Below are 22,178 nucleotides of genomic sequence, written 5' to 3'. Positions count from 1 at the left end.
AAAAATGCGTTGGCCGGTCGCCGCCGGGCTGCGACGATGCCCCTGTTTCTCAAGTGGAGGGCATTTGTTCGTGTTCGAGTGTGCGGGGTGCGGCGCCACGCTGACCGCACCGCTGTCCGAGGTCGCCCTGCCGGCCCACGCACATCAGAAGTACGGGAACGGGAATCAGCTCCCCGTCCTCATGGAGCCGGGCACGTTCGCCGTGGACCCCGAGCCCTGGGGACCGCCGTGGCGGAAGTGGGAGGAGATCGACCCGGACGAGGCCGAGGCCCGCGGCATCCACGCACCGGTCCACGCACTGTCCGACGGGCCGGCCGGCACGGTCGTCATCGCCCCCGGGGACATCCGCAACACCGTGCTGATCCCGGAGATGGCCGGTGGGTACTGCTGCGGCCTCGACGGGTCCGACGGCCCCAACATGGCCTGCGAGGCGTGCGGCCTGCCCGTGGCCAGCAGGATCGACGACTGCTCGCTCTGGCAGGCGGTGTGGCTCGTCCCGGACGCCGTACGCCGCCTTCCCGTCGACGGCACCGCCATCGCACCGCTCTCCTGGGCGGAGCTGATGGCGGAGGGGACGGGCACGCCCCCGTACGAGCCGCTCACCGGCTGGGGCCGGCCGCTGGGATCCGGCCACCGGTGGTCCTGGAGCCCGCAGTGGGAGGTGGCGGCCGGCCGGGCACTCGCTCACCTGCTCGCTGCCTCGGGAGGCCACCCCGTGATCGTCCCGGACGGCCTGATCACAGAGGTGTTCCAGCGCGCCCTCGACGCCGTGCTGCCCGCTGGCCCGCCCGCGCGGCACGCCGTCCTGGCCGGACCGGAGCTGCCTGCTCCTGACGCGGAAGCCGACATTCTCCTCGTGCCGGTGCATCCGCAGACGGGGAAGCCCTGGACCCCGGCCGGCCCGGCCGCCTCCGCGTACCCGGTGCCGCTGCCGTTCGGGATGTGGCTGTGGCTGGTCCACCCCGAGCCGGACCTGCCCGTCCCCACATCGGGAGTCATGCCCGACGGCGTCCTCGACGTGGACCCGCCCCTGCCGCGCCCCGACCACCTGTTCTGGGCCGACGCGGCAGCGTTCCAGCACACCCTGGTCCGGCTGCCGGCCGTCCGCAGTCCCTGGCTGCGCGAGATCGCGGGAGACCTCCCGCGGTCCATGCGCGGCCTCATCTTCTGAGGGCTGTCCCGGCCAGGGAGTGGCGACGAGGTCAGGGGGTGGCCACGAGGGCGAGGTCGCCGAGTCGCGTGGCGGGCCACGGCCTGCGTCCCCCTGCCCGCAGCCCGCCTCGCGTGCGCCCTCCCGATCGGCGGGCGCCAAAAGGAGACCAGCAGGAACGTGGCCGGCGCCGCCGTGAGAGATCCACATCGGCGAGGTAGTGCGCTGCGGCGGGGACGGCCCAGCTCCGCAGAGGTCCAATGACGCGGAATTGGCCTTGGCGTACGGCTCCGCACCGTACGTATGGTCGCGGCATGAGGATTCGAATCGTCGACACGTTCACCGACCGCCCCTTCACCGGCAATCCGGCGGGAGTCCTGGTCCTGGATTCCGACACCTTCGCCGACGACGATCGCCTCCAGCGGATCGCCATGGAAGTGAACCTCTCCGAGACCGCCTTCGCCCATCCGCTGCCTCCGGGCGGCGAGGCCGACTGGGCGCTTCGCTGGTTCACCCCGACCACGGAGGTCGACATGTGCGGGCACGCCACCCTCGCCACCGCGCACGTCCTGCACACCACCGGGACGGCGAGCGGCACGGTGCGCTTCGCGGCCCGGTGCGGGATCCTCACCGCGACCGCCCGCCCGGACGGCGCGATCACCCTCGACTTCCCCACATCCCCGTTGACCCCCGAGGCCACCCCGGCCGGGCTGGCCGCCGCCCTGGGCGCGGAACCGCTCTCCGTCCACGACACCGGCCCGCACATCGGCGACCTGCTCGTCGAACTGTCCGACGAGGCGACCGTGCGAGGGCTGACTCCCGACATCGCCAGGCTGGCCGACGTGTCCCGGCGGGGCGTCATCGTCACAGCAGCCGCGCAGGACCCGGCCCGTGGCTACGACTTCGTCTCGCGCGGCTTCTTCCCGCGCGTCGGGATCGACGAGGACCCCGTGACCGGCAGCGCCCACACCGCCCTGGCACCCTTCTGGTCGGCCCGCCTCAGCCGTGACGAACTGACCGGCCTACAGGCCTCCGCGCGTTCCGGCCTCGTACGGACCGCTTTGCGCGGCGACCGTACTCTGCTGACGGGCGACGCCGTGACGGTCATCGACGGCGAACTGCTCGCATCGCTCTGACCCTCGGACGAGGGTGCGAGGCCCCGAGGACCGCTCCACCACTCCCCCGCATCCTCCCCTGCACGCGTCCCGTACCCCACAACCCTCACGGCCTTCACGGCGTGGGCAACCAGCCCACCTTCCCCGCCAGCAGCGCGTATCCGACGAACGCCCCGATATCCAGCAGCGCGTGCGCCGCGACCAGCGGCCCGACCCGCCCCCAACGCCGGTACAGCAGTACGAAGACGACGCCCATCACCATGTTCCCGATGAAGCCGCCGACCCCCTGATACAGGTGGTACGAGCCGCGCAGCACCGAACTGGCGACCAGCGCCGCCATCGGCGTCCATCCCAACTGCCCCAGTCTGCGCAACAGATACCCGACGACGATCACTTCCTCCACGACGGAGTTCTGGATCGCGGACAGGACCAGGACCGGGAACTTCCACCACACGTCGGGCAGTGACTCCGGGACCACGGTCAGATTGAATCCGGCGGCCCTGGCCACCAGGTAGAAGGCGAGGCCGGCGCTTCCGATCCCCGCCGCGACCATCGTGCCGCGTCCCAGGTCCGGCCACGGCCTGGTGCGGTCGAAACCGATGGCCCGCAGGCCGGTGCCCTCCCTGATCAGCAGATGCGCGACCAGGGCGACGGGCACCAGGGCCGTCGTGATACCGAAGAGTTGCCAGGCGAGATCCAGCCATGGACGTCCCGGAGCATACGAGCTGTTGAGCGTCGCCGCCTGATCCTTCAAACCCCCTGGTTTCGTCAGCGAACCGACAAAACTGATCAGGGCAGACACCGCACTGGCGCCCAATGAGAGAGCCAGCACGAGGACCGTTTCGGACCGCAGGATCCGTCGCGAAAAAGCCTCCCGGGGGAAAGAATCAGCCATAAGCCCCGCCTCCACCTGTACACCTGCCTTGAGTTGTGCATTCACGCCCCATCCTGCTCCCCCTCCGGCTAGGGTCTCGAATGCAGGTACGAAGATCATGCGCGACAGGCCGGGGGACAAGCACCATTGCCGATGGTGTGGTCCCCCTTTTCCTTGTTCATCCTCAAGGAGGGGCACCACCGACATGGGACGTCACAGCTTGCCCGATGACTACGCGGGAGACGGAAGCGGGGACGGATCGCCACCACGCCGTCGCCGTACCGTTGCGATCGCCACCACGCTCGTCCTCGCGGTGGTGGCGGGCACGGCCGTAGCGGCGCAGAGCGGCCTGTTGTCGTTCTCGAAAAGCTGCGAGGACTCCGCCGTACGTCTGTCCATGATGGCCTCCCCGGACATCGCCCCCGCCGTTCGCGCCATCGCCGACAAGGCGCGCAAGGACGAGGTGCGTTCCGACGGTCGGTGTCTGTACGTGACGGTGGTCGCCCGCGACTCCTACAAGGTCGCCGACGCCCTCTCCGACGGCACCCATACCCCGGACTTCCAGATCTGGCTGCCCGACTCCGACCTCTGGCCCGACCGGGCCAAGGGTTCCGGTGACGGCGTCCCGGTCACAGCGGGCGACTCCATCACGTCCTCCCCCGTGACCCTGGCCATGGTTCCGTCCGCGGCCAAGAGCCTCGGCTGGCCGAAGAAGACGTACTCCTGGGCGGAGTTGACGGCCGCCGCCATGGAATCGGACAAAGTGCGCCTCGGCTCGGCCGACCCCGCACGCAGCGCCACCGGTCTGCTGGCGCTCACCAGCATCGGTGCGTCCTCCGAGAAGCAGGGCGGAGACAGCGACACCAGGGTCGCGGCGACCGCCAAGCTGCTCGCGCAGCGCATGTCGGACAGTGACACCCAAGTACTGGAGACCCTGGCGCAGGGCGACTCGGGCGCCGAACAGGGCAACCCGGAACGCAACCAGGCGGTGCTCCTCTCCGAGCAGGCGGCGTTCACCCACAACGCGGAGTCGACCGGCGGCGGAAAGCTCGATCTCTTCTACCCCAAGGACGGCACACCGCTGCTCAACTACCCCTACACGACGGTCGACGAGACCACTATGAGCACGGCCGAGAGCCGGGCCGCGCTGCGATTTCGAACTCTGCTGGACGAGCCCGCCTCACAGGCCACGCTGGAGAGGCACGGCTTCAGGAACGTCGACGGCACCGCGGGCGAGTCGGTGGTCGCTCCGGCCGGCGGCAAGAAGCCTCAGCCCTACGCCACCGCGGCCGCCGCCGCACCGACCGCCGAGGAGCTCCAGCAGACCCTCGGCATGTGGACGATCACTGTCCAGAGCGCCCGGCTGACCACGGTCGTCGACGCCTCGGGGTCCATGGCCACGACCGTCCCGGGACGTAACCAGTCCCGGATGGATGTCACCAAGGCGTCACTGATCCAGGCCCTCAACCAGTTCACTCCGAACGACGAGATCGGGCTCTGGGAGTTCGCCACCAGGCTCGACGGCGACAAGGACTACCGCAAACTGGTCCCGGCCACCAGGCTGGGCGATCCGGCGAAGGGCGGCGGCACCCACCGCGAGAAGCTCTCCGCGGCCTTCGCGGCGCTGCAACCCGTACCGGATGGCGCGACCGGTCTCTACGACACCATGCTCGCCGCCTACAAGGACGCCCAGGCGACCTATGTGAAGGGCAAGTTCAACGCGGTCGTGATCCTCACCGACGGCTCGAACCAGGACAGCGTCTCCATCTCCCGCAGTGCACTGATCGCGGAACTGAGGCGGATCGCCGATCCGGAGCGTCCGGTGCCGCTGCTCGCCATCGCGGTCGGTCCCGAGGCCGACCGCGATGAGGTGAACGAGATAGCGAAGGTGACCGGCGGCGGTGGCTACCAGGTCATCGACCCGGCCGAGATCCAGACGGTGATCCTGCAGGCCATCATGACGGCTGGCCAGAGCGGTCACGCCGGCCAGGACTAGCGCCTGTCCGACCCTGATCCGCCGGACAGGCCCTGACCCCGGACACGGCCGGTCCTGACCGCGGGGAGCCGGGCCACGGCATCCGCGGTGCCCGGGTCAGGGCTTTGGAGCACCCATCGGCCAGCTGTGCACGGGCTCCCCGCTGTGCATCAGCTCGGCGTACCGCCGGGTCGTCGCGGCCAGCGCCGCCTGCCGGTCGAGCCCGCCCTCCCGTGCCCGGTGGTAGGTGTCCGCCTGCCAGGACGCCCCGTTCACCCGTCGTTTGCAGCGCTCCTCGATGACACCGAGGTAGCGGTCGCGGTCAGCGGGCTCGATGTTCCAGGCATCGAGCCCCGCCGCGGCCAGCGGCAGCAGCTCGTCCCGTACCAGCTTGACGGCGGGCACCCGGGTGAGCCCACCCGCACGGCCGGGACGCGGCCAGGTCAGCTCCGCGTCGATGCCCAGGCGGCACGCCGTGTCGAAGTTCTCCTCCGCCGCGGCGAACGGCAGCCGCGTCCACACCGGACGAGGCTCCTCGGCGAGCGCCCGCACGAGCCCGTAGTACAGGGCCGCGTTGGCGATCAGATCGGTGACCGTGGGGCCGGCGGGCAGGACCCGGTTCTCCACCCGCAGATGGGGTACGCCGTCGGCCAGCCCGTACACGGGCCGGTTCCAGCGGTAGACCGTGCCGTTGTGGAGCACCAGTTCCTGCAACCGCGGCACCCGGCCCTCGTCCAGGACCCGCAGCGGCTCCTCCTCGTCGCAGATCGGGAGCAGCGGCGGAAAGTAGCGCAGGTTCTCTTCGAAGAGCTCGTACGCCGAGCCGATCCACCGTTCACCGAACCAGGTCCTGGGCCGCACTCCCTGGTTCTGGAGTTCGGGCGGTCTGGTGTCGGTGGCCTGCTGGAAGAGCGGCGGCCGCGACTCCCGCCACAGCTCCCTGCCGAACAGGAACGGCGAGTTGGCGCCCAGGGCGATCTGGACCCCGGCGACGGCCTGGGCGGCGTTCCACACGGCCGCGAATCGCGCCGGTGTCACCTGCAGGTGGAGCTGGACCGAGGTGCAGGCGGCCTCCGGGGTGATCGAGGCGGAGGTGGACACCAATCGCTCCACGCCCTGGATATCGAGGGAGAAATCCTCGCCCCGGGCGGCCACGATTTGATCGTTGAGCAGTGTGTAGCGGTCCGCGTCCGAGAGGTTCGCCGCGACGAGGTCCTCGCGGCGCAGGGTGGGCAGAATACCGATCATCATGATCCCGGCGTCGACCTCGCCCGCCTTCCGGTGGGCATATCCGAGCCCGGTCCTGAGCTCTTCGGCCAACTGGTCGAAAACCTGCCCGTCCAGGCGGTGCGGGACTATGTTCACCTCCAAATTGAACATCCCGAGTTCCATCTGGAAATCACGGCTCGCGATGCGTGGGAGGACCTCCCCATTCATCATCTGCGGCATGCCGTCGGCGCCCGCGAGATTCAGCTCGATCTCCACACCCATGAGGTTGCGCGGCCGGTCGAACCTCCGCTCCGCCAACAGCCGCTCCAGCCCCTCCAGGCACTGGTGGAGCTTCCTCCGGTACCCCTGCCGATCGGACAGGTCAAAGGCGCCCGCCACGACCTTCTCCCCCATCGGAGCGTCCCTCCCTCAAGTGGGCGGCCCGCGGCCCAGGCCGCTCGCGTCACGATCGATAATGCCCAGGCCGGGTGATCCATAACGCCCCCGCGAACGCCGTGGACCCAGTAATCTGAGTGCGCCCGCCCGAGGCACATTCCATGGGCATGGTGCAGCACCGGTTTCCCCGCCCGGCGCACGGTGAATACACGGTCGCGATTCAGCCGTCCGCACCCGGGGAAAAATCCCAGGCGGTGGCTGCGCCGCTGACACAGAATCAGCAGATTCTCCGCATAATAAAGTCTCGATACCGCCTTGTCGGCAATACCTGCGACGGCTAGTGGAATCACCGCGTGAACACGTGTCGTATAAACTCCGCGGACGAGGCAGAGAGTTGACGCACCGGCCCAGTCCGGCCTCCTCTGGCCCCGCATGCCGACAGCGCCGTCTGCACCCACCCACGCACCACCGTGTCTCCGAAGTGAGAGGCGACCCACTATGCCGCTGCATGTTCCCCCGGCTCCCGCGCCCGCTCTGCGCAGCGTTCTCGCGGCACTCGGTTCACCCACCGCAGTCCGCGAGGCCCGCACCCCAGCCCTCCGGTCCGCCGAGGGACCGCTGAGCCCCGAACTCCCGCTCCCCGTCCATGTACTGGACCGGATCGGGCCGGGCGGGCTCGCTCCCGCCACCAGGCTCGCCGGGTGGCGGTTCCTGATCCGCGGCTCGGAGCAGCCCGTCGCCGCGGCGGACACCATGCTCACTCCGGACGGCTGGACCTTCTCGCACTTCTTCGAGGGGCCCTACATCGCCTCGACCGAACTCGCCCTGCGCCAGGCAGAGACGGTGACCAGTCACTACCAGCCACGGCTGCTGTCCATCCCGGAGCTCTACATGCTCGCCCTGTGGCTGCACGGCGACGCCGAGGCCGACGCCGCCGGCGGGGCGCTCGCCCCCGCCGATCTCCTGGTTCCGCTGGCTCCCGCCCCGCCGGGCATCGCGGCCCATCGCCCGCACCGGGTCGCCGATCTGCTGCGCGTGATGACGCTGCGCATCACCCCCGGCCCCGGCCCCCTGCTCGGATCACCGGCCTGAGGACCGGACCCCGTACGAGAGCGCTGTGCCCCGCCACCGTCCCCCGGTGGCGGGGCACAGCGCTGAGGGGGCGCACTTCGGTGCCCGACCGGACTAGCCCGGTCCGACCACCCCGAACCACCCGAAGTGACAGTGCAGTTGCGGTGAACCGTCCGCGTGGGTGACGCGTCCTTCGAGTAAGGACAAGTGCTGCTGCGAAATCCCTGCGGAATGACGCCCGTGGGGCAACACTGGGACCGGACCGATCGATACGGGGGGCGGCCATGAACACCTCATCCAGCCGCAGGACATTCACTACAACGCAGCGAAAGAACCCAGCCATGTGCCAGCACCAGCCACCATGCCCGACCGCCGATTCAGCCGACCGGGAAGCCGCCCGCCTGACGGCCCACCACCCGGAGCAGGGCTGGAGCCTGCTGTGCAACGGAGTCCTGCTCTTCGAGGACACCGGTGAGCTGCTCCCCGACGGTCAGATCATCGCTCCGCACCGGCCCCTGGGGACCGACCGGGTGATGAAGGCCGCCTGACCGCGGCCGGTACGAGCTGGGGCCGGCCCGGAGAATTCTCCGAACCGGCCCCGCCGCATGCGCGCGTCACTCCCGCGCGCTCATGACTCAGTTGTCGTACTCGTCCAGCGGCGGGCAGGAGCAGACGAGGTTGCGGTCGCCGAAGGCGCCGTCGATCCGGCGCACCGGCGGCCAGTACTTGTCGGCGGCCGAGACGCCGGCCGGGAAGACCGCCACCTCACGGCTGTACCCGTGCTTCCATTCCCCGCCCAGCATCGCCGCGGTGTGCGGAGCGTTGTGCAGCGGGTTGTCGTCCGCACTCCACTCGCCGCAGGCCACTTTCTCGACCTCGCCGCGAATGGCGATCATCGTGTCGCAGAACCGGTCGAGCTCCGCGAGGTTCTCGCTCTCGGTCGGCTCGATCATCAGTGTCCCGGCGACCGGGAACGACATGGTCGGCGAGTGGAAGCCGTAGTCGATCAGACGCTTGGCGATGTCGTCGACGCTGACACCGGTGGCCTTGGAGATCGGCCGCAGGTCCACGATGCACTCGTGCGCGACCAGACCGGCCGGGCCGTTGTACAGGATCGGGTAGTGCGGCTCCAGACGCTTGGCGATGTAGTTGGCCGCGAGCACGGCGACCTGCGTGGCCCGCTTCAGGCCCTCTCCGCCCATCAGCCGTACGTACGCCCAGGAAATGGGCAGGATACCGGCCGAGCCCCACGGAGCGGCCGAGATCGGGCCGACCCCGGCCTCGGGGCCCGCGGCGGGCTGCAGCGGGTGGTTCGGCAGGTACGGCGCGAGGTGCGCGCGCACCCCGACCGGGCCGACGCCGGGGCCGCCGCCGCCGTGCGGGATGCAGAAGGTCTTGTGCAGGTTCAGGTGCGAGACGTCGCCGCCGAAGCGGCCCGGCTTCGCGAGGCCCACCAGCGCGTTGAGGTTGGCGCCGTCGACGTACACCTGACCGCCGGCGTCGTGCACCTCGGCACAGATGTCGGCGACGTGCTCCTCGAACACACCGTGCGTCGACGGGTACGTGATCATGAGTACGGCGAGCTCGTCGCGGTGCTTCTCGATCTTGGCGCGGAGGTCATCGACGTCCACCTCGCCGTCGTCGGCGGTCTTCACCACGACGACCTTCATACCGGCCATGACAGCGCTGGCCGCGTTGGTGCCGTGCGCGGAGGACGGGATGAGGCAGACGGTGCGCTGGTCGTCACCGTTGGCCCGGTGGTACGCGCGTACGGCCAGCAGGCCCGCGAACTCGCCCTGCGATCCCGCGTTCGGCTGGATGGAGACCGCGTCGTAGCCGGTGACCTCGGCGAGGCGCTCCTCCAGCTCGCGGATGAGGGTGAGGAAGCCCTGCGCCTGCTCGGCCGGTGCGAAGGGGTGCAGCGCGCCGAATTCGGGCCAGGTGATCGGCTCCATCTCGGTGGTCGCGTTCAGCTTCATGGTGCAGGAGCCGAGCGGGATCATGCCGCGGTCCAGCGCGTAGTCCCGGTCGGCGAGCTTGCGCAGGTAGCGCAGCATCGCGGTCTCGGAGCGGTGCTGGTGGAAGACCGGGTGGGTGAGGATCTCGTCGGTGCGCAGCAGCGCCTCGGGCAGCGTGTCGGCGACGGTGGCGTCCAGCGCCTCGATGTCCCCGTCGGCGCCGAAGGCCGCCCAGACGGCGGCGATCTGCGTACGTGTGGTGGTCTCGTCGCAGGCGAGGGAGACCAGGTCGGCGTCCACGAGCCGCAGGTTGACCCCGCGCTCACGCGCGGCGGCGACGGTCTCCGCCGCCTTGCCCGGGACGCGCACGGTGAGGGTGTCGAAGAAGGCGCCGGTCACGACGTCGACCCCGGCGGCGCGCAGGCCCTCGGCCAGGATCGTCGCGTAGCGGTGGGTGCGCCGGGCGATCGTCCGCAGCCCGTCCGGGCCGTGGTACACCGCGTACATTCCGGCCATGACTGCGAGCAGCACCTGGGCGGTACAGATGTTGCTGGTGGCCTTCTCGCGGCGGATGTGCTGCTCGCGGGTCTGCAGGGCCAGCCGGTACGCCTTGTTGCCGTCCGCGTCGACGGAGACACCGACGAGGCGGCCCGGAAGGCTGCGGGCGAACTTCTCGCGCACGGCCATGAATCCTGCGTGCGGTCCGCCGAAGCCCATCGGCACACCGAAGCGCTGGGTGGTGCCGACCGCGATGTCCGCGCCCAGGTCGCCGGGCGAGTTGAGCAGGGTCAGGGCGAGCAGGTCGGCGGCGACCGTGACGATCGCGCCCAGCTCGTGGGCCTGATCGATGACGGGCTTGATGTCCCGGACCGCTCCGGAGGCGCCCGGGTACTGCACCAGCACGCCGAAGACACCGCGCTCGGCGAGCTCCGCCGGGATGCCCTCGGACAGGTCGGCGACGACGACCTCGACGCCGGTCGGCTCGGCACGGGTCTCTATGACCGCGACCGTCTGCGGCAGGGCGTCGGCGTCGACCAGGAAGACGCCGCCCTTCACCTTGCCGACGCGCCGGGAGAGCGCCATGGCCTCGGCGGCCGCGGTGCCCTCGTCGAGCAGCGAGGCGCCGGAGGTGGGCAGCCCGGTCAGCTCGGCGACCATGGTCTGGAAGTTGAGCAGCGCCTCCAGGCGGCCCTGCGAGATCTCCGGCTGGTACGGCGTGTAGGCCGTGTACCAGGCGGGGTTCTCCATGACGTTGCGCAGGATCACCGGCGGGGTGAAGGTGCCGTGGTAGCCGAGCCCGATCATCGGCGCCAGCACCTGGTTGCGGTCCGCGAGCTCGCGCAGCTCGGCGAGGACCTCGGCCTCGGTGCGAGCGGAAGGCAGTGCGAGCGCCTCGGCGCTCTTGATGACATCGGGCACCGCGGCGGCGGTGAGTTCGTCCAGCGAGCCGTAACCGACCTGGGCGAGCATCTTCGACTGCGCCTCGTCATCGGGACCGATGTGGCGCTGCTCGAACGGAATGCCCTGCTCCAGCTGGGAGAGCGGAGTGCGACGGGGGGTCATGGTGGAGGCCTCCTGGTCTGTCACGACCTGCGAGGGGCACCACGGCGCGGGTGCCCGAACGGCCTCCCCCTCTGTCATCTCAACCTGAGAGCTTCACCGGCGCGCCTTGCGGCGTACCGGCTTTCACCGTCGGTGAGGAAGGGAATCGCACCGGCACTCGGCCGCACGAAACCCGCCCTGCTTTCCAGAGTGACCTCGTCCGTGCGGTACGGGGGCCTGAGAGATTCCGGGGAGGATTTGCTCCTTCGGCGCCTTCGGATCAACTCCGGAGGACTCTCCCGCACGGGGTCAGCAGCCGTCACCAGCCTACCAGCGGGGTTCGTGGCTGATTTCTCGAGTGGCCAACCACCCGGATCTGCCTTTTTGTGGTGCTTGTGGAGTAGCCGCGACCAGTGGGAGGGACCGTGCAGAGCGACATCGATCCGCGCCGCCTGATCGGCCGCAAGGCGTTCGACCGCAAGGGCACCAAGATCGGGACCGTGGACGAGGTGTATCTCGACGACGCGACCGGTGTGCCCGAGTGGGCGGCCGTACGTACCGGACTCTTCAGCCGGGACGCGTTCGTCCCGCTGGAACCCAGCGAATTCGTGGAGGACACGCTCCGCATCCCCTTCGACCGTGTGCTCATCAAGGACGCACCGGACTTCGGTGTCGGCCGTCATCTCTCGCCGGAACAGGAGCTCCAGCTCTACCGGCACTACGGGCTGGACTCCCCACCCGAGGAGATCGGTCCGGACAGGGACTTCGGCAGACTGGCCGGCCAGGACGAGTAGTCCACCGGGTCCCTCACCAGCGGCAGCGGATCGGCGGGCCGGAGTTCCGGGTCGTCGATCCGGAACGTACGTACCCGGCCGGGCGCCGACCCGGGCTCCTCGAACCGCACCGTAACCCGGCCGACGCCACTGCCCTGCACCCAGCCGTGTCCGTACGTCCCGTGGTGCACGTCGTGTCCGGCGGGCCAGCGCCGGGCTGCGCGCTGCTCGGCGGTCTCCGGGGCCTGCGCCCGGGGATCGCCCGGCGGCTCGCCCCCGTCGTCCCCCGCCGGTGCCGTCCCCTCCGCCGATTCCTCGGCCGATTGACCCGCGGCTTCCTCGGCCGCGATCCGCTCACCGGCGGCCTGGGCGAAGAGATCCTCCTGGGTGTAGTCGGCGAGCCCCGTCACGCCCACTCCCAGGAGCCGGACGCCTCCGGTGGTGTCAACGGCCTCCAGGAGCCGTGCGGCGGCCTCACGGACCACCGTGGGGTCGTCCGTGGGCCCACGGAGCGTCTCGGACCGCGTGAGCGTCGAGAAGTCGTACCGTCGCACCTTCAGCACCACCGTGCGCCCGGACCGCCCCGCGCCCCGCAAGCGCTGGACGCACCGGTCGGCCAGTCGCTCGACCTCCGTCCTGATCCGCACCCGGTCGTGGAGGTCGGCATCGAAGGTGTCCTCGACGGACACCGATTTGGCGTCCCGCTCCGCGACCACCGGCCGGTCGTCGTACCCCAACGCCATGCGGTGCAGCGAACCGCCGTGCGCCTTCCCCAGCAGGCGTACGAGCTCGTCCTCGCCCGCCTCGACCAGGTCGTCGACCGTCGTCATCCCCGCACGGCGCAGATGATCCGCCGTCGCCGGCCCGACCCCGGGGAGGATCCGCACCGACATGGGTGCGAGCAGCGCCCGCTCCGTGCCCGGCTCTATGAGCAGCAGGCCGTCCGGCTTCGCCTCCTCCGAAGCGATCTTGGCCAGCATCTTGGAACCGGCGAGCCCGACCGACCCGGTGAGCCCGGTGACCGCCTTGATGGCCGTACGCAGCTGCTCACCGATCTCCCGCGCCGAAGCCGCGTCGTCGGCCGCTCCCCCGGCCTCCAGGTCCACGAAGGCCTCGTCCAGGCTGAGCGGCTCCACCAGCGGCGAGAGCCGGGCGAGCAGCTCCATCACCTGGTCGCTCACGGTCCTGTACAGCTGGAAGCGGGGCACCAGATAGGCCGCGTTGGGCGCCAGCCGCCGCGCCTGTGCCGTGGGCATCGCCGAGTGCACCCCGAAGCGACGGGCCTCGTACGACGCGGTGGCGACGACTCCGCGCGGCCCGAGCCCGCCCACCACGACCGGCTTGCCGCGCAGGCTGGGCTTGGCCGCCTGCTCGGCGGAGGCGTAGAAGGCATCCATGTCCAGATGCAGGATGGTGGGCGCGGCTCTCACATCAATCGATGCTGCCCTACGGCACTGACAATCGCCGCGCCCGGACCGCGGGCCGCGTCAGCCGGCGCGGTTGCGCCGCCGCGCGAGCTCGTCGGTGGGGTTGTTCCCGATGAGGGTCTCGCCGGTGTCCACCCGCTCGCCGTGCAGCTGCGAGAGCGCGGCGTCGACGTCCTGCCACACCACACCGACCGCGATCCCGAAGACCCCCTGGCCACCCTGGAGCAGGCTGACGACCTCGTCGGGCGAGGAGCACTCGTAGACCGTCGCCCCGTCGCTCATCAGCGTCATCCGCTCAAGGTCCTGGAAACCGCGGGCCCGCAGATGCTGCACCGTCGTGCGGATGTTCTGGAGTGCCACACCGGTGTCCAGGAAGCGCTTGACGATCTTCAGCAGGACGACGTCCCGGAAGCTGTAGAGCCGCTGTGTGCCGGACCCGTACGCCGGACGCACGCTCGGCTCCACCAGCCCCGTGCGCGCCCAGTAGTCGAGCTGCCGGTAGGTGATCCCGGCCGCCGCGCAGGCGGTCGGCCCGCGGTAACCGATGTCGTTGACCGAAGCCACTCCGTCCCCCGCCACCGCCGCCGGCTGAACCGGTTGCACGATGGTGTGGTCGGCTGTACTCCCCTGCTGCGGACACGGCCCACCCGCTGCCGTACCGTCGCCGCTGCTTCTCACGCCGACCTCCGTCCTTGACCTGCCATCTCGAAGGTAGGCAGTCACTCGGGGTGCGTCAACGATCGCCACACTCGGCACGCCGAGTGATAATCACCCTGAGGGTGGTTTCCCGTGTCTCTCGAGCGGGAAAGGCTTGCCGGATGCGCTGACGGCGACCCCGAAGAACGGTCACTGACTGTTGGTGCCGAAATCCTCCGGGGAGATCTGATCGAGGAACTCGCGGAACTTCTCCACCTCGTCCTCCTGCTCGTCCGGGATGGAGATGCCTGCGTCATCGAGCACCCCGTCACTGCCGTAGATCGGTGTTCCGGTGCGCAACGCGAGCGCTATGGCGTCGGACGGCCGCGCGCTCACCTCCACCCCGCTGGCAAAGACCAGCTCCGCGTAGAAGACCCCTTCCCGAAGGTCCGTGATGCGGACCTCGGTGAGCTCCTGGCCGACGGCCTCGAGCACGTCCTTGAAGAGATCATGGGTCAGCGGCCTGGCCGGAGCCATGCCCTGCTGGGCGAAGGCGATCGCGGTCGCCTCACCAGGACCGATCCAAATGGGGAGGTACCGGTCGCCTCCCACTTCACGCAGGAGCACGATCGGTTGGTTCGAGGGCATTTCCACCCGGACACCCACAACGTCGAGCTCGTTCACACAGCAACCCTAGGACGTGCCCGGCAGGTTTGGGTAGTCGGGCAGCCTGGCGATCAGTGGAGCCGGATGTGCAGGGCGCTCTGTACCAGGGCCGAATGAAGCCTCACGGACAGCTCCGCGAGTTCTTTCGCAGTGGCCTCCGCATGGGCTCTGGTCTGCGGATTCCGGTGCCGCCGCAGGGGTGCGACCACCTGCTCGATGAGCCCGACCTCGCGATCCGCAGCGGCCCGCATGGCACGCAGGTGACGCGGCTCCAGACCGAACCTGCCCAGATCCGCCACAAGCCTGGCCACAGTCACCATCTCGGCGTCGTAACCGCCCTCGGCGGTCGGAACCACCAGTCCGTACGACTCCCACTCGTCGAGGTCGCTCTCGGTGACCTCGGCAGCCGCCAGCAGCTCCGCACGGCCGATCCGGGCCGCGGTGGCCCGTCCCGGCTCCGCGTCCCAGCCCCCGCCGGTCACGTCCCTCGGGCCGCCCCCGGAAGGCAGGGCGGCCTGTTCACCACGGGCGAGGGCATCCAGATGCTCGCGGATGACCTTCAGCGGGAGGTAGTGGTCCCGCTGCATGCGCAGCACCTGCGCCAGCCGCTCCACATCGGCGCTGCGGAACTTGCGATAGCCGGAAGGGGTCCGCTGCGGCTCGACGAGCCCTTCGGCCTCCAGGAAACGGATCTTGGAGATCGTGACCTCGGGGAACTCGTCCCGCAGCCGCAGGAGCACCGTGCCGATGCTCATCGGGCGGTCGTCGGCGGAGGCGGTGCCGGTCACGGCACCGCCCGTCGGTGTTCTCAGCATGGACCTTCCTGGGCATCCCCCCGACGGAGTCAGGGCGGGTCAGATACCGCGCTGGCTCGCGTAGAAGACCAGCCGGTACTTACCGATCTGCACTTCGTCGCCATTGGACAGGGCGACGGAGTCGATGCGCTCACGGTTGACGTAGGTGCCGTTGAGGCTGCCCACGTCCCCGACCGTGAAGCTCCCGTCGGGGCTCCTGCGGAACTCCACGTGCCGACGCGACACCGTCACGTCGTCGAGGAAGATGTCGCTCTGCGGGTGGCGGCCGGCCGTGGTCAGCTCACCGTCCAGCAGGAAACGGCTACCGGAGTTCGGACCACGACGCACCACCAGGAGCGCCGAGCCGAGCGGAAGGGCGTCCACGGCGGCCTGAGCCTCGGGCGAGAGGGACGGCACAGCCGTCTGCCCGGTGGCCTCCGCCTCGTACGCCTCGAGACCGGAGATGGAGATGGTCGACGTCGTCTCCGAGGCACGCTCGGGGACCCCGCCCCTCAGCGGAGCACCGCAGTTGGAGCAGAAACGGCTGGCCTCGGCATTGCGATGCCCGCACCTCGTACAGACCGGCATGGACGAACCCTCCTGCCTGGGGGCGAACTCTCCACCCGAACTCGAGGTCGACGATTCCCCGAAACCTATGCGGCCGGGACCGGCAGGGTCAACAGACGACGCGCCGGATACTCCCGAATTGTCACCGCCCGTACCCGACACCTGATCACGGAAGAGCGGGCGCTCCGTGCCCTGCTCCTCCGCCTGGCCATGGCGCGGCGCGCGATGGCGGGCGGCCTCGTCGCGAGCGCTCTTGCCGAACAACTTCCCAAACAACTTCACGGGCGATTCCCCTTGACCGAAATAGACCCGCCCGTGGGGCAGGACGAACCCTGAATGAACACACCTGCCGACCCGGACATCCTCACAACGTCCGTATCCACTCGACAGTTTCCACCACGCACCACCAATACGATGCGGCGACCCCCCGCAACCTTGCGCCTGTCTCCTTCGCCCCTTGCGCACCGCCGCCTCACGGGGACGACGACCGAGCGTAGTCAGGCTGCTTCGCCGGTCGCAAGGCGTCAACGACGATGTCGTCGGCCTGCTCCACCTGCACGGTGGCCTGCTCCTTCTCCAGCGTCTGCACGATGCCGCCAGGAATGTTCAGCGCCGGCTCCAGATCCTGGGGCTTGCCGATCACTTCGAAGACGTACGGCGCGGTGATCTTACGGTCGTCAACCCTGACGTTGCCGCCGTCACCGGAGAAGTACGTGTTGGCCACCACGCGCACCCCGTTGACCTCGATCGCCTCGGCGCCCGCCGCCCGCAGTTCCTGGAGCGCGTCGAGCAGCATGTCCGCCTTCACCCCGTCCCCGGGGTCGTTGACAGTCAGCGTGATGCCGGGCCCGTGTGCCGCCACGGTGCCCGCGAGCACGCCGAGTTGCCGCTCCTTCTCCACCGTCTGCTTACGCGCCTCCTCGGCCTGGTCGGAGCTGTTCTCCAGCTCCGTGCGCTGGGCGTCCAGCCGCTGCTTCTCGTCCTCCAGACGCTGGGTCCGGTCGTCCAGCTCGTCGAGGATCCTGACCAGGTCCTCCTGCCGGGCGCCTCGCAGCGCGCTGTTGTCGCTGTTGGACCGCACCTGAATGGCCAGGCCGAGACCGAGGACGAACAGCAGTAGCGCGACGATCAGTTGGGCCCGCGTCACCCGCGGCGGCCAGAGTCCGGCGATCAGCCGCTGACGGCCGGTGAGCTCGTTCGCGGAGCCCGCCGCACGCTCCGGGGCGTGCTCCGTCTCCTCGGGAAGTTCTTCGTTGCTCATCGGCCTCAGGCCCGGAAGACGTGCCGGCGGATGGCCGCGGCGTTGGAGAAGATCCGGATCCCGAGCACGACCACCACACCGGTGGACAGCTGCGCACCGACGCCCAGCTTGTCGCCCAGGAACACGATCAGTGCGGCCACCACGACGTTCGAAAGGAACGACACGACGAACACCTTGTCGACAAAGATCCCGTCGAGCATGGCGCGCAGACCGCCGAAGACTGCGTCGAGGGCAGCGACGACGGCGATCGGGAGATAGGGCTCGACCACCGCCGGCACCTCGGGCCGGACCAACAGTCCGACCACGACTCCCACGACGAGGCCCAGTACGGCGATCACGATGTGCCCTTCCCTGTGTCTGCCGCACCACTGCCGGTGTCTGCGGCCTTGTAAGGCTCTGCTGTACGTACGATCAGACTCGGCGCGACCGGAAGGCTCACCTTCTGCTGCACGGACAGGTTCGTCCGGACATCGAAGGTGTCCTTGAGCGCCTGAAGATACTGGCCGTCCGCACTGTCCTGGAACGCGGTGCCGAGTTGCTTCCCGTTCCCCACCGCCAGCACCGTGTAGGGCGGAACAAGCGGTCTGTTGTCGACCAGTATGGCGTCGCCCGCCGCACGGATCGCCGACAGGGCTGTCAGACGCTGCCCGTTGATCGCGATCGCCTCGGCACCGGACTGCCACAGGCCGTTGACGACCCGCTGGAGGTCCCGGTCGCGGACCCGACCGGTGTCGGCGAATCCACTGGTCTCCCGCGGTCCGCCGCCGCCCTGGTCGGTGTCCTTGGCGTCGTCGATGACGAGCTTCACGCCGGGCCCCTCCACGGGGGTCGCTCCGGCGAGGAGTGCCACTCGTTGCCCCTGGTCCCCACCGTGCTTCTCCAGCGCCTTGCGCTGGCGCCGGCCCACGTCGTCCCGGAGCTCGTCCACCTGCGACTCGAGGTCGTCGGCCGCCGCCGTCTCATCGTCGATGCGGTCAATCAGCTCCTGGCGCTCCTTGGCGAGGACCGGCGCCGAGACGCGCGCCTCCGCGGCCCCGAGCGTGACGACCAGGGCGGCCAGCACCAGGCAAGCGGCGAGGCCGAGTTTCGACTTGAGCGTACGGGGCAGGCCCGCGGTCCCGTCGGCCTTGCGACGCGCCGAGGCCTCGGCGTATCCGTCGTCCAGGCTGTGGTCCATCACATTGGTCAGCAGCGACATGGACGCATCGGGACGCGCGGGAGGCGAGGCGGTACTCCGATCGGGGGGCTGCTGCGACATGCCGCACATCGTCGCACGTCGCCACGGCTAGCGCCGAATGGCCCCACCGGTGTGCCCGCTGACGCCGCCTGGCGCCACCGGACACACCGGGAGAACCGTCACTGACCTGCGCTGTCCACTACCGCCGCCCATTCGTCCAGCAGCGCCTGCGCGGAGGCGTCGTCCGGACCTTCGGCCCACAGATGGGTGACCGCTTCGGCCGGGTCCGGCAGCACCATCACCCACCGCCCGTCGGTCTCGACCACCCGCACCCCGTCCGTCGTATCGACGCTGCGGTCACCGGCGGCCTCCACGACCCGCCGCATGACCAGCCCCTTGACCGCCCAAGGGGTGGCGAGATCACGGCGCAGGACATGGGCGCGGGGGATGCGGGCATCGATCTGGCTCAGGGTGAGCTGGGTCCTGGCCACCAGACCGAGGAGCCGGACGAACGCAGCCGATCCGTCGAAGACGCTGCTGAATTCGGGAACGACGAAGCCCCCGCGCCCGTCTCCACCGAAGATGGTGCCTTCCTCACGGGCCACGCGGGTCAGATCGTCGGGCGATGTCGTCGTCCATTCGACCTGCGTGCCGTGGTACGCCGCGACCTGCTCGGCGACGCGTGTCGTGGTGACCGGCAATGCCACCCGCCCGCTGCGCCGCTCGGCTGCCACGAGGTCGAGCATCACGAGCAGCGCCCGGTCGTCCTCGACGATCCTGCCCCGCTCGTCGACCAGGGAGAGCCGCTCGCCGACCGGGTCGAACCGCACGCCGAACGCGGCCCGCGCCGAGGAGACGATCTCGCCGAGCCGTACGAGTCCGGAGCGCCGGGTCTCGGCGGACTCGGTCGGTCGCGATTCGTCGAGGCCGGGATTGATGGTCAACGCGTCGACACCGAGGCGTCCCAGCAGGCTGGGCAGCACGAGCCCGGCACTCCCGTTGGACGCGTCGACGACCACCTTGAGACCCGCATCGGCAATACCCGCGGTGTCCACGTTCCGCAGCAGCGCTCCGGTGTACGAGTCGAAGACGCTGGACGGGAAGTGCAGATCGCCGATCTCGCCCGGGAAGGCACGGCGGTATTCCTGACGTGCGTAGACCCGGTCCAGTTTCCGCTGCCTCGCCTGCGACAGGTCCGCTCCGCGCTCGTCGATGAACATGATGTCGACCGAGTCGGGCACGCCTGGAGACGTACGGATCATGATCCCGCCGGCGCTGCCCCGGGCGGTCTGCTGACGCGCGACGGGCAGCGGTACGTTCTCCAGGTCCCGGACGTCGATGGCACTGGCCTGAAGGGCCGAGATCACCGCTCGCTTCAGGGCACGGGCACCGCGGGAGTGGTCACGTGCGGTGGTGACCGTCGAGCCCTTCTTCAGAGTCGTGGCATAGGCACCGGCGAGCCGGACGGCCAGTTCGGGGGTGATCTCGACGTTCAGGATCCCGGACACACCGCGGGCGCCGAAGAGATGAGCCTGTCCGCGCGATTCCCAGATGACCGAGGTGTTGACGAAGGCGCCGGCCTCGATGGTCTTGAAGGGGTAGACGCGGACATTGCCCTGGATGATCGACTCCTCACCGATCAGGCATTCGTCCCCGATGACCGCGCCGTCCTCGATGCGGGTCGCACGCATGACATCGGTGTTCTTACCGATCACGCAACCGCGCAAATTGCTGTGCTGACCGATGTAGACGTTGTCGTGCACCACGGCCTTGTGCAGGAATGCGCCGCTCTTGACGACGACGTTCGATCCGATGACCGTGTGCTCGCGAATCTCCGCTCCGGCTTCCACCTTCGCGTAGTCCCCGATGTAGAGAGGTCCGCGCAGAACAGCGTCGGGATGTACCTCCGCGCCTTCCGCGACCCATACTCCTGGCGAGATCTCGAAGCCGTCGATGTCGACATCGACCTTGCGTTCAAGAACGTCGGCCTGTGCCTTGACGTAGCTCTCGTGAGTGCCGACGTCCTCCCAGTAGCCCTCGGCGACATAGCCGTAGATGGGCTTGCCTTCCTTCATGAGCTGCGGGAAGACATCGCCGGACCAGTCCACCGAGACGTCGGCCTCGACATAGTCGAATACCTCTGGCTCCATGACGTAGATGCCGGTGTTGACCGTGTCCGAGAAGACCTGACCCCAGGTGGGCTTCTCCAGGAAGCGTTCGACCTGGCCGCCCTCGTCCACAATCGTGATGCCGAATTCCAGAGGGTTCGGCACACGGGTCAGGCACACCGTGACGAGACCGCCCTTTTCTTTGTGGAAGGCGATCAGATCGCTGAGATCGAAATCGGTGAGAGCATCACCGGAAATGACGAGGAAGGTGTCGTCCTTCAGCGCTTCCTCGGCATTCTTCACGCTCCCCGCGGTACCGAGAGGTTTCTCCTCGTTGGCATAGCTGAGCTCCATCCCGAGCTCTTCGCCGTCCCCGAAGTAGTTCTTGACCAGCGAGGCGAGAAACTGGACCGTCACGACGGTCTCATTCAGCCCGTGCCGCTTCAACAGCCGAAGCACGTGCTCCATGATCGGCCGATTGGCGACGGGCAGAAGCGGCTTGGGCATGCTCGAGGTCATGGGGCGAAGGCGTGTGCCTTCGCCGCCAGCCATCACGACGGCCTTCATGTCGGAAACGTCCTCCTTGAAGAGACGACGGTCTGGCCGACTTCGCCCGTCGGGGCACCATCCGGGACATCAGCGGCGGGCCGGCCACACTGCACGGCACCGCATCAACGAGCTCAATCGGCTGCTACATCCGCCTGCACGAGCCGGCGGACCTGAACCACGTAGAGGATCCCTGCCCACCAATAGAGCGTTGTACCCCAACCTGCGAACGCCCATCCGAAAATAGCGGCCAGCGATGCAAGCCAACCACTTCCGTCGCTGAGCAGCAACAAGGGGAACGCGTACATCAGGTTGAACGTTGCAGCCTTGCCCAGGAAGTTCACCTGGGGCGGCGGATAGCCGTGGCGCCGCAGGATTCCTACCATCACGAGGAGCATCAGCTCACGTGCGACAAGTGCTGCGGTCAGCCACAGCGGCAGGATCTCCCGCCAGGTGAGGCCGACGAGGGTCGAAAGGATGTAGAGGCGATCGGCAGCAGGATCCAGGAGCCGGCCGAGGTTGCTGATCTGGTTCCACCGGCGGGCGAGCTTACCGTCGAGGTAATCGCTGATACCGCTGAGCATCAACACCAGCAGGGCCCAGCCGTCGCTCTGCGGCCCGCCGAACACAGGGCGAAGAATCAGCCACAGGAAGAGCGGAACCCCGACAAGGCGAGCCATGCTGAGGATGTTGGGGATGGTGAGTACCCGGTCCGTCTGAACCCGAGTCTCCTGGACCTCCACCCGGGGGCCTCCTGTGAAGAAAGTGCCAATGATGCCCCCTGACCTTACCCTCAGCCACCGCTCGCGGATGCACAGGGGTGAGGCAAGGGCCTCGTGAACGCAGAAAAGCCCCGTGTCCAAAAGGACACGGGGCTTTCCCGTAAAAGGAGTTCGGCGGCGTCCTACTCTCCCACAGGGTCCCCCCTGCAGT

Annotated in this window: 19 protein-coding genes and 1 riboswitch; of the genes, 6 read left to right on the top strand and 13 right to left on the bottom strand. The window is 69.1% G+C overall.

The features are described from left to right. Positions 1-64 precede the first annotated feature (64 nt). Both ACIRJP_RS31680 and ACIRJP_RS31675 read left to right on the top strand, forming a co-directional pair. Positions 65-1,171 (top strand): hypothetical protein, encoded by a 1,107-nt coding sequence (locus ACIRJP_RS31680; RefSeq protein WP_404181506.1) that lies wholly within the window; start codon positions 65-67, stop codon positions 1,169-1,171. A 293-nt stretch (positions 1,172-1,464) separates the two neighbouring features. After that, positions 1,465-2,286, top strand: coding sequence for a PhzF family phenazine biosynthesis protein (locus ACIRJP_RS31675; protein WP_404181503.1), 822 nt, complete (start codon positions 1,465-1,467; stop codon positions 2,284-2,286). Between the two features lie 94 nt (positions 2,287-2,380). Here ACIRJP_RS31675 and ACIRJP_RS31670 read toward each other — a convergent pair whose 3' ends face one another. Further along, positions 2,381-3,160 carry a CPBP family intramembrane glutamic endopeptidase gene (locus ACIRJP_RS31670; RefSeq protein ID WP_404181624.1) on the bottom strand — a complete coding sequence of 260 codons (780 nt, stop codon included), beginning with the start codon at positions 3,158-3,160 and terminating at the stop codon, positions 2,381-2,383. A 184-nt stretch (positions 3,161-3,344) separates the two neighbouring features. Here ACIRJP_RS31670 and ACIRJP_RS31665 point away from each other — a divergent pair, with 184 nt between their 5' ends. After that, complete coding sequence (locus ACIRJP_RS31665; RefSeq protein WP_404181500.1) at positions 3,345-5,135, top strand: substrate-binding and VWA domain-containing protein; 1,791 nt, start codon at positions 3,345-3,347, stop codon at positions 5,133-5,135. A gap of 96 nt (positions 5,136-5,231) precedes the next feature. Here the strand turns inward: ACIRJP_RS31665 and ACIRJP_RS31660 are convergent, their stop codons facing one another. Beyond that, the gene (locus ACIRJP_RS31660) at positions 5,232-6,737 is read right to left on the bottom strand and encodes a glutamate-cysteine ligase family protein (protein ID WP_404181497.1); all 1,506 of its coding nucleotides are present in this window, start codon (positions 6,735-6,737) and stop codon (positions 5,232-5,234) included. A 480-nt stretch (positions 6,738-7,217) separates the two neighbouring features. Between ACIRJP_RS31660 and ACIRJP_RS31655 the strand changes: the two genes are divergently transcribed. Then, the gene (locus ACIRJP_RS31655; RefSeq protein WP_266735537.1) at positions 7,218-7,811 is read left to right on the top strand and encodes a hypothetical protein; all 594 of its coding nucleotides are present in this window, start codon (positions 7,218-7,220) and stop codon (positions 7,809-7,811) included. A gap of 320 nt (positions 7,812-8,131) precedes the next feature. Next, positions 8,132-8,338, top strand: a complete 207-nt coding sequence (locus ACIRJP_RS31650; protein ID WP_072488625.1) for a DUF5999 family protein — start codon at positions 8,132-8,134, stop codon at positions 8,336-8,338. Between the two features lie 87 nt (positions 8,339-8,425). Here ACIRJP_RS31650 and gcvP read toward each other — a convergent pair whose 3' ends face one another. Continuing rightward, complete coding sequence (gene gcvP, locus ACIRJP_RS31645) at positions 8,426-11,311, bottom strand: aminomethyl-transferring glycine dehydrogenase (protein ID WP_404181493.1); 2,886 nt, start codon at positions 11,309-11,311, stop codon at positions 8,426-8,428. 194 nt (positions 11,312-11,505) lie between these two features. Next, positions 11,506-11,602, bottom strand: a riboswitch (glycine riboswitch). Positions 11,603-11,715: 113 nt separating this feature from the next. On the opposite strand from gcvP, the gene ACIRJP_RS31640 reads away from it, so the two are divergent. After that, positions 11,716-12,084, top strand: coding sequence for a PRC-barrel domain-containing protein (locus ACIRJP_RS31640; RefSeq protein WP_404181490.1), 369 nt, complete (start codon positions 11,716-11,718; stop codon positions 12,082-12,084). Here ACIRJP_RS31640 and ACIRJP_RS31635 read toward each other — a convergent pair. The 10 genes from ACIRJP_RS31635 to ACIRJP_RS31590 form a co-directional block, all read right to left on the bottom strand. Continuing rightward, positions 12,009-13,493 (bottom strand): DNA polymerase IV, encoded by a 1,485-nt coding sequence (locus tag ACIRJP_RS31635; protein WP_404181487.1) that lies wholly within the window; start codon positions 13,491-13,493, stop codon positions 12,009-12,011. The genes ACIRJP_RS31640 and ACIRJP_RS31635 overlap by 76 nt on opposite strands. Positions 13,494-13,550: 57 nt before the next feature. After that, positions 13,551-14,168 carry a MerR family transcriptional regulator gene (locus tag ACIRJP_RS31630; RefSeq protein ID WP_404181484.1) on the bottom strand — a complete coding sequence of 206 codons (618 nt, stop codon included), beginning with the start codon at positions 14,166-14,168 and terminating at the stop codon, positions 13,551-13,553. Positions 14,169-14,336: 168 nt separating this feature from the next. After that, a complete protein-coding gene (locus ACIRJP_RS31625) occupies positions 14,337-14,810 on the bottom strand; it encodes a bifunctional nuclease family protein (RefSeq protein WP_404181481.1) in 474 nt (157 codons plus the stop codon). A gap of 53 nt (positions 14,811-14,863) precedes the next feature. After that, positions 14,864-15,607, bottom strand: coding sequence for a MerR family transcriptional regulator (locus ACIRJP_RS31620; RefSeq protein WP_404181478.1), 744 nt, complete (start codon positions 15,605-15,607; stop codon positions 14,864-14,866). A 39-nt stretch (positions 15,608-15,646) separates the two neighbouring features. Beyond that, positions 15,647-16,435: an FHA domain-containing protein gene (locus ACIRJP_RS31615; protein WP_383723402.1), complete on the bottom strand. Its 789-nt coding sequence runs from the start codon at positions 16,433-16,435 to the stop codon at positions 15,647-15,649. Between the two features lie 190 nt (positions 16,436-16,625). Next, positions 16,626-17,414: a DUF881 domain-containing protein gene (locus tag ACIRJP_RS31610; RefSeq protein ID WP_404181474.1), complete on the bottom strand. Its 789-nt coding sequence runs from the start codon at positions 17,412-17,414 to the stop codon at positions 16,626-16,628. A gap of 5 nt (positions 17,415-17,419) precedes the next feature. Next, the gene (locus ACIRJP_RS31605) at positions 17,420-17,752 is read right to left on the bottom strand and encodes a small basic family protein (RefSeq protein ID WP_003970459.1); all 333 of its coding nucleotides are present in this window, start codon (positions 17,750-17,752) and stop codon (positions 17,420-17,422) included. Continuing rightward, positions 17,749-18,672: a DUF881 domain-containing protein gene (locus tag ACIRJP_RS31600; protein ID WP_404181471.1), complete on the bottom strand. Its 924-nt coding sequence runs from the start codon at positions 18,670-18,672 to the stop codon at positions 17,749-17,751. Before ACIRJP_RS31600 ends, ACIRJP_RS31605 begins: the two co-directional genes overlap by 4 nt. 98 nt (positions 18,673-18,770) lie before the next feature. Next, on the bottom strand, positions 18,771-21,266 hold the full coding sequence (locus ACIRJP_RS31595; RefSeq protein WP_404181468.1) for a sugar phosphate nucleotidyltransferase: 2,496 nt from the start codon (positions 21,264-21,266) through the stop codon (positions 18,771-18,773). Positions 21,267-21,379: 113 nt separating this feature from the next. Next, the gene (locus ACIRJP_RS31590; RefSeq protein ID WP_404181465.1) at positions 21,380-21,988 is read right to left on the bottom strand and encodes a CDP-alcohol phosphatidyltransferase family protein; all 609 of its coding nucleotides are present in this window, start codon (positions 21,986-21,988) and stop codon (positions 21,380-21,382) included. Between the last annotated feature and the right edge of the window lie 190 nt (positions 21,989-22,178).

Source organism: Streptomyces sp. NPDC102437 (assembly GCF_044765565.1).
In the GTDB taxonomy this organism is placed as follows: Bacteria; Actinomycetota; Actinomycetes; order Streptomycetales; family Streptomycetaceae; genus Streptomyces.
Note: the sequence above shows the minus strand (reverse complement) of the source record. Positions and strands in the feature narration are given on the sequence as shown.

What these genes read in the sequence shown, in the direction of transcription:
- ACIRJP_RS31650 (WP_072488625.1), top strand. Translation starts at nt 8,132, where the DNA reads ATGTGCCAGCACCAGCCACCATGCCCGACCGCCGATTCAGCCGACCGG.
- ACIRJP_RS31620 (WP_404181478.1), bottom strand. Translation starts at nt 15,607, where the DNA reads ATGCTGAGAACACCGACGGGCGGTGCCGTGACCGGCACCGCCTCCGCC.
- ACIRJP_RS31595 (WP_404181468.1), bottom strand. Translation starts at nt 21,266, where the DNA reads ATGAAGGCCGTCGTGATGGCTGGCGGCGAAGGCACACGCCTTCGCCCC.
- ACIRJP_RS31655 (WP_266735537.1), top strand. Translation starts at nt 7,218, where the DNA reads ATGCCGCTGCATGTTCCCCCGGCTCCCGCGCCCGCTCTGCGCAGCGTT.
- ACIRJP_RS31670 (WP_404181624.1), bottom strand. Translation starts at nt 3,160, where the DNA reads ATGGCTGATTCTTTCCCCCGGGAGGCTTTTTCGCGACGGATCCTGCGG.
- gcvP (WP_404181493.1), bottom strand. Translation starts at nt 11,311, where the DNA reads ATGACCCCCCGTCGCACTCCGCTCTCCCAGCTGGAGCAGGGCATTCCG.
- ACIRJP_RS31665 (WP_404181500.1), top strand. Translation starts at nt 3,345, where the DNA reads ATGGGACGTCACAGCTTGCCCGATGACTACGCGGGAGACGGAAGCGGG.
- ACIRJP_RS31675 (WP_404181503.1), top strand. Translation starts at nt 1,465, where the DNA reads ATGAGGATTCGAATCGTCGACACGTTCACCGACCGCCCCTTCACCGGC.
- ACIRJP_RS31660 (WP_404181497.1), bottom strand. Translation starts at nt 6,737, where the DNA reads ATGGGGGAGAAGGTCGTGGCGGGCGCCTTTGACCTGTCCGATCGGCAG.
- ACIRJP_RS31610 (WP_404181474.1), bottom strand. Translation starts at nt 17,414, where the DNA reads ATGAGCAACGAAGAACTTCCCGAGGAGACGGAGCACGCCCCGGAGCGT.
- ACIRJP_RS31600 (WP_404181471.1), bottom strand. Translation starts at nt 18,672, where the DNA reads ATGTCGCAGCAGCCCCCCGATCGGAGTACCGCCTCGCCTCCCGCGCGT.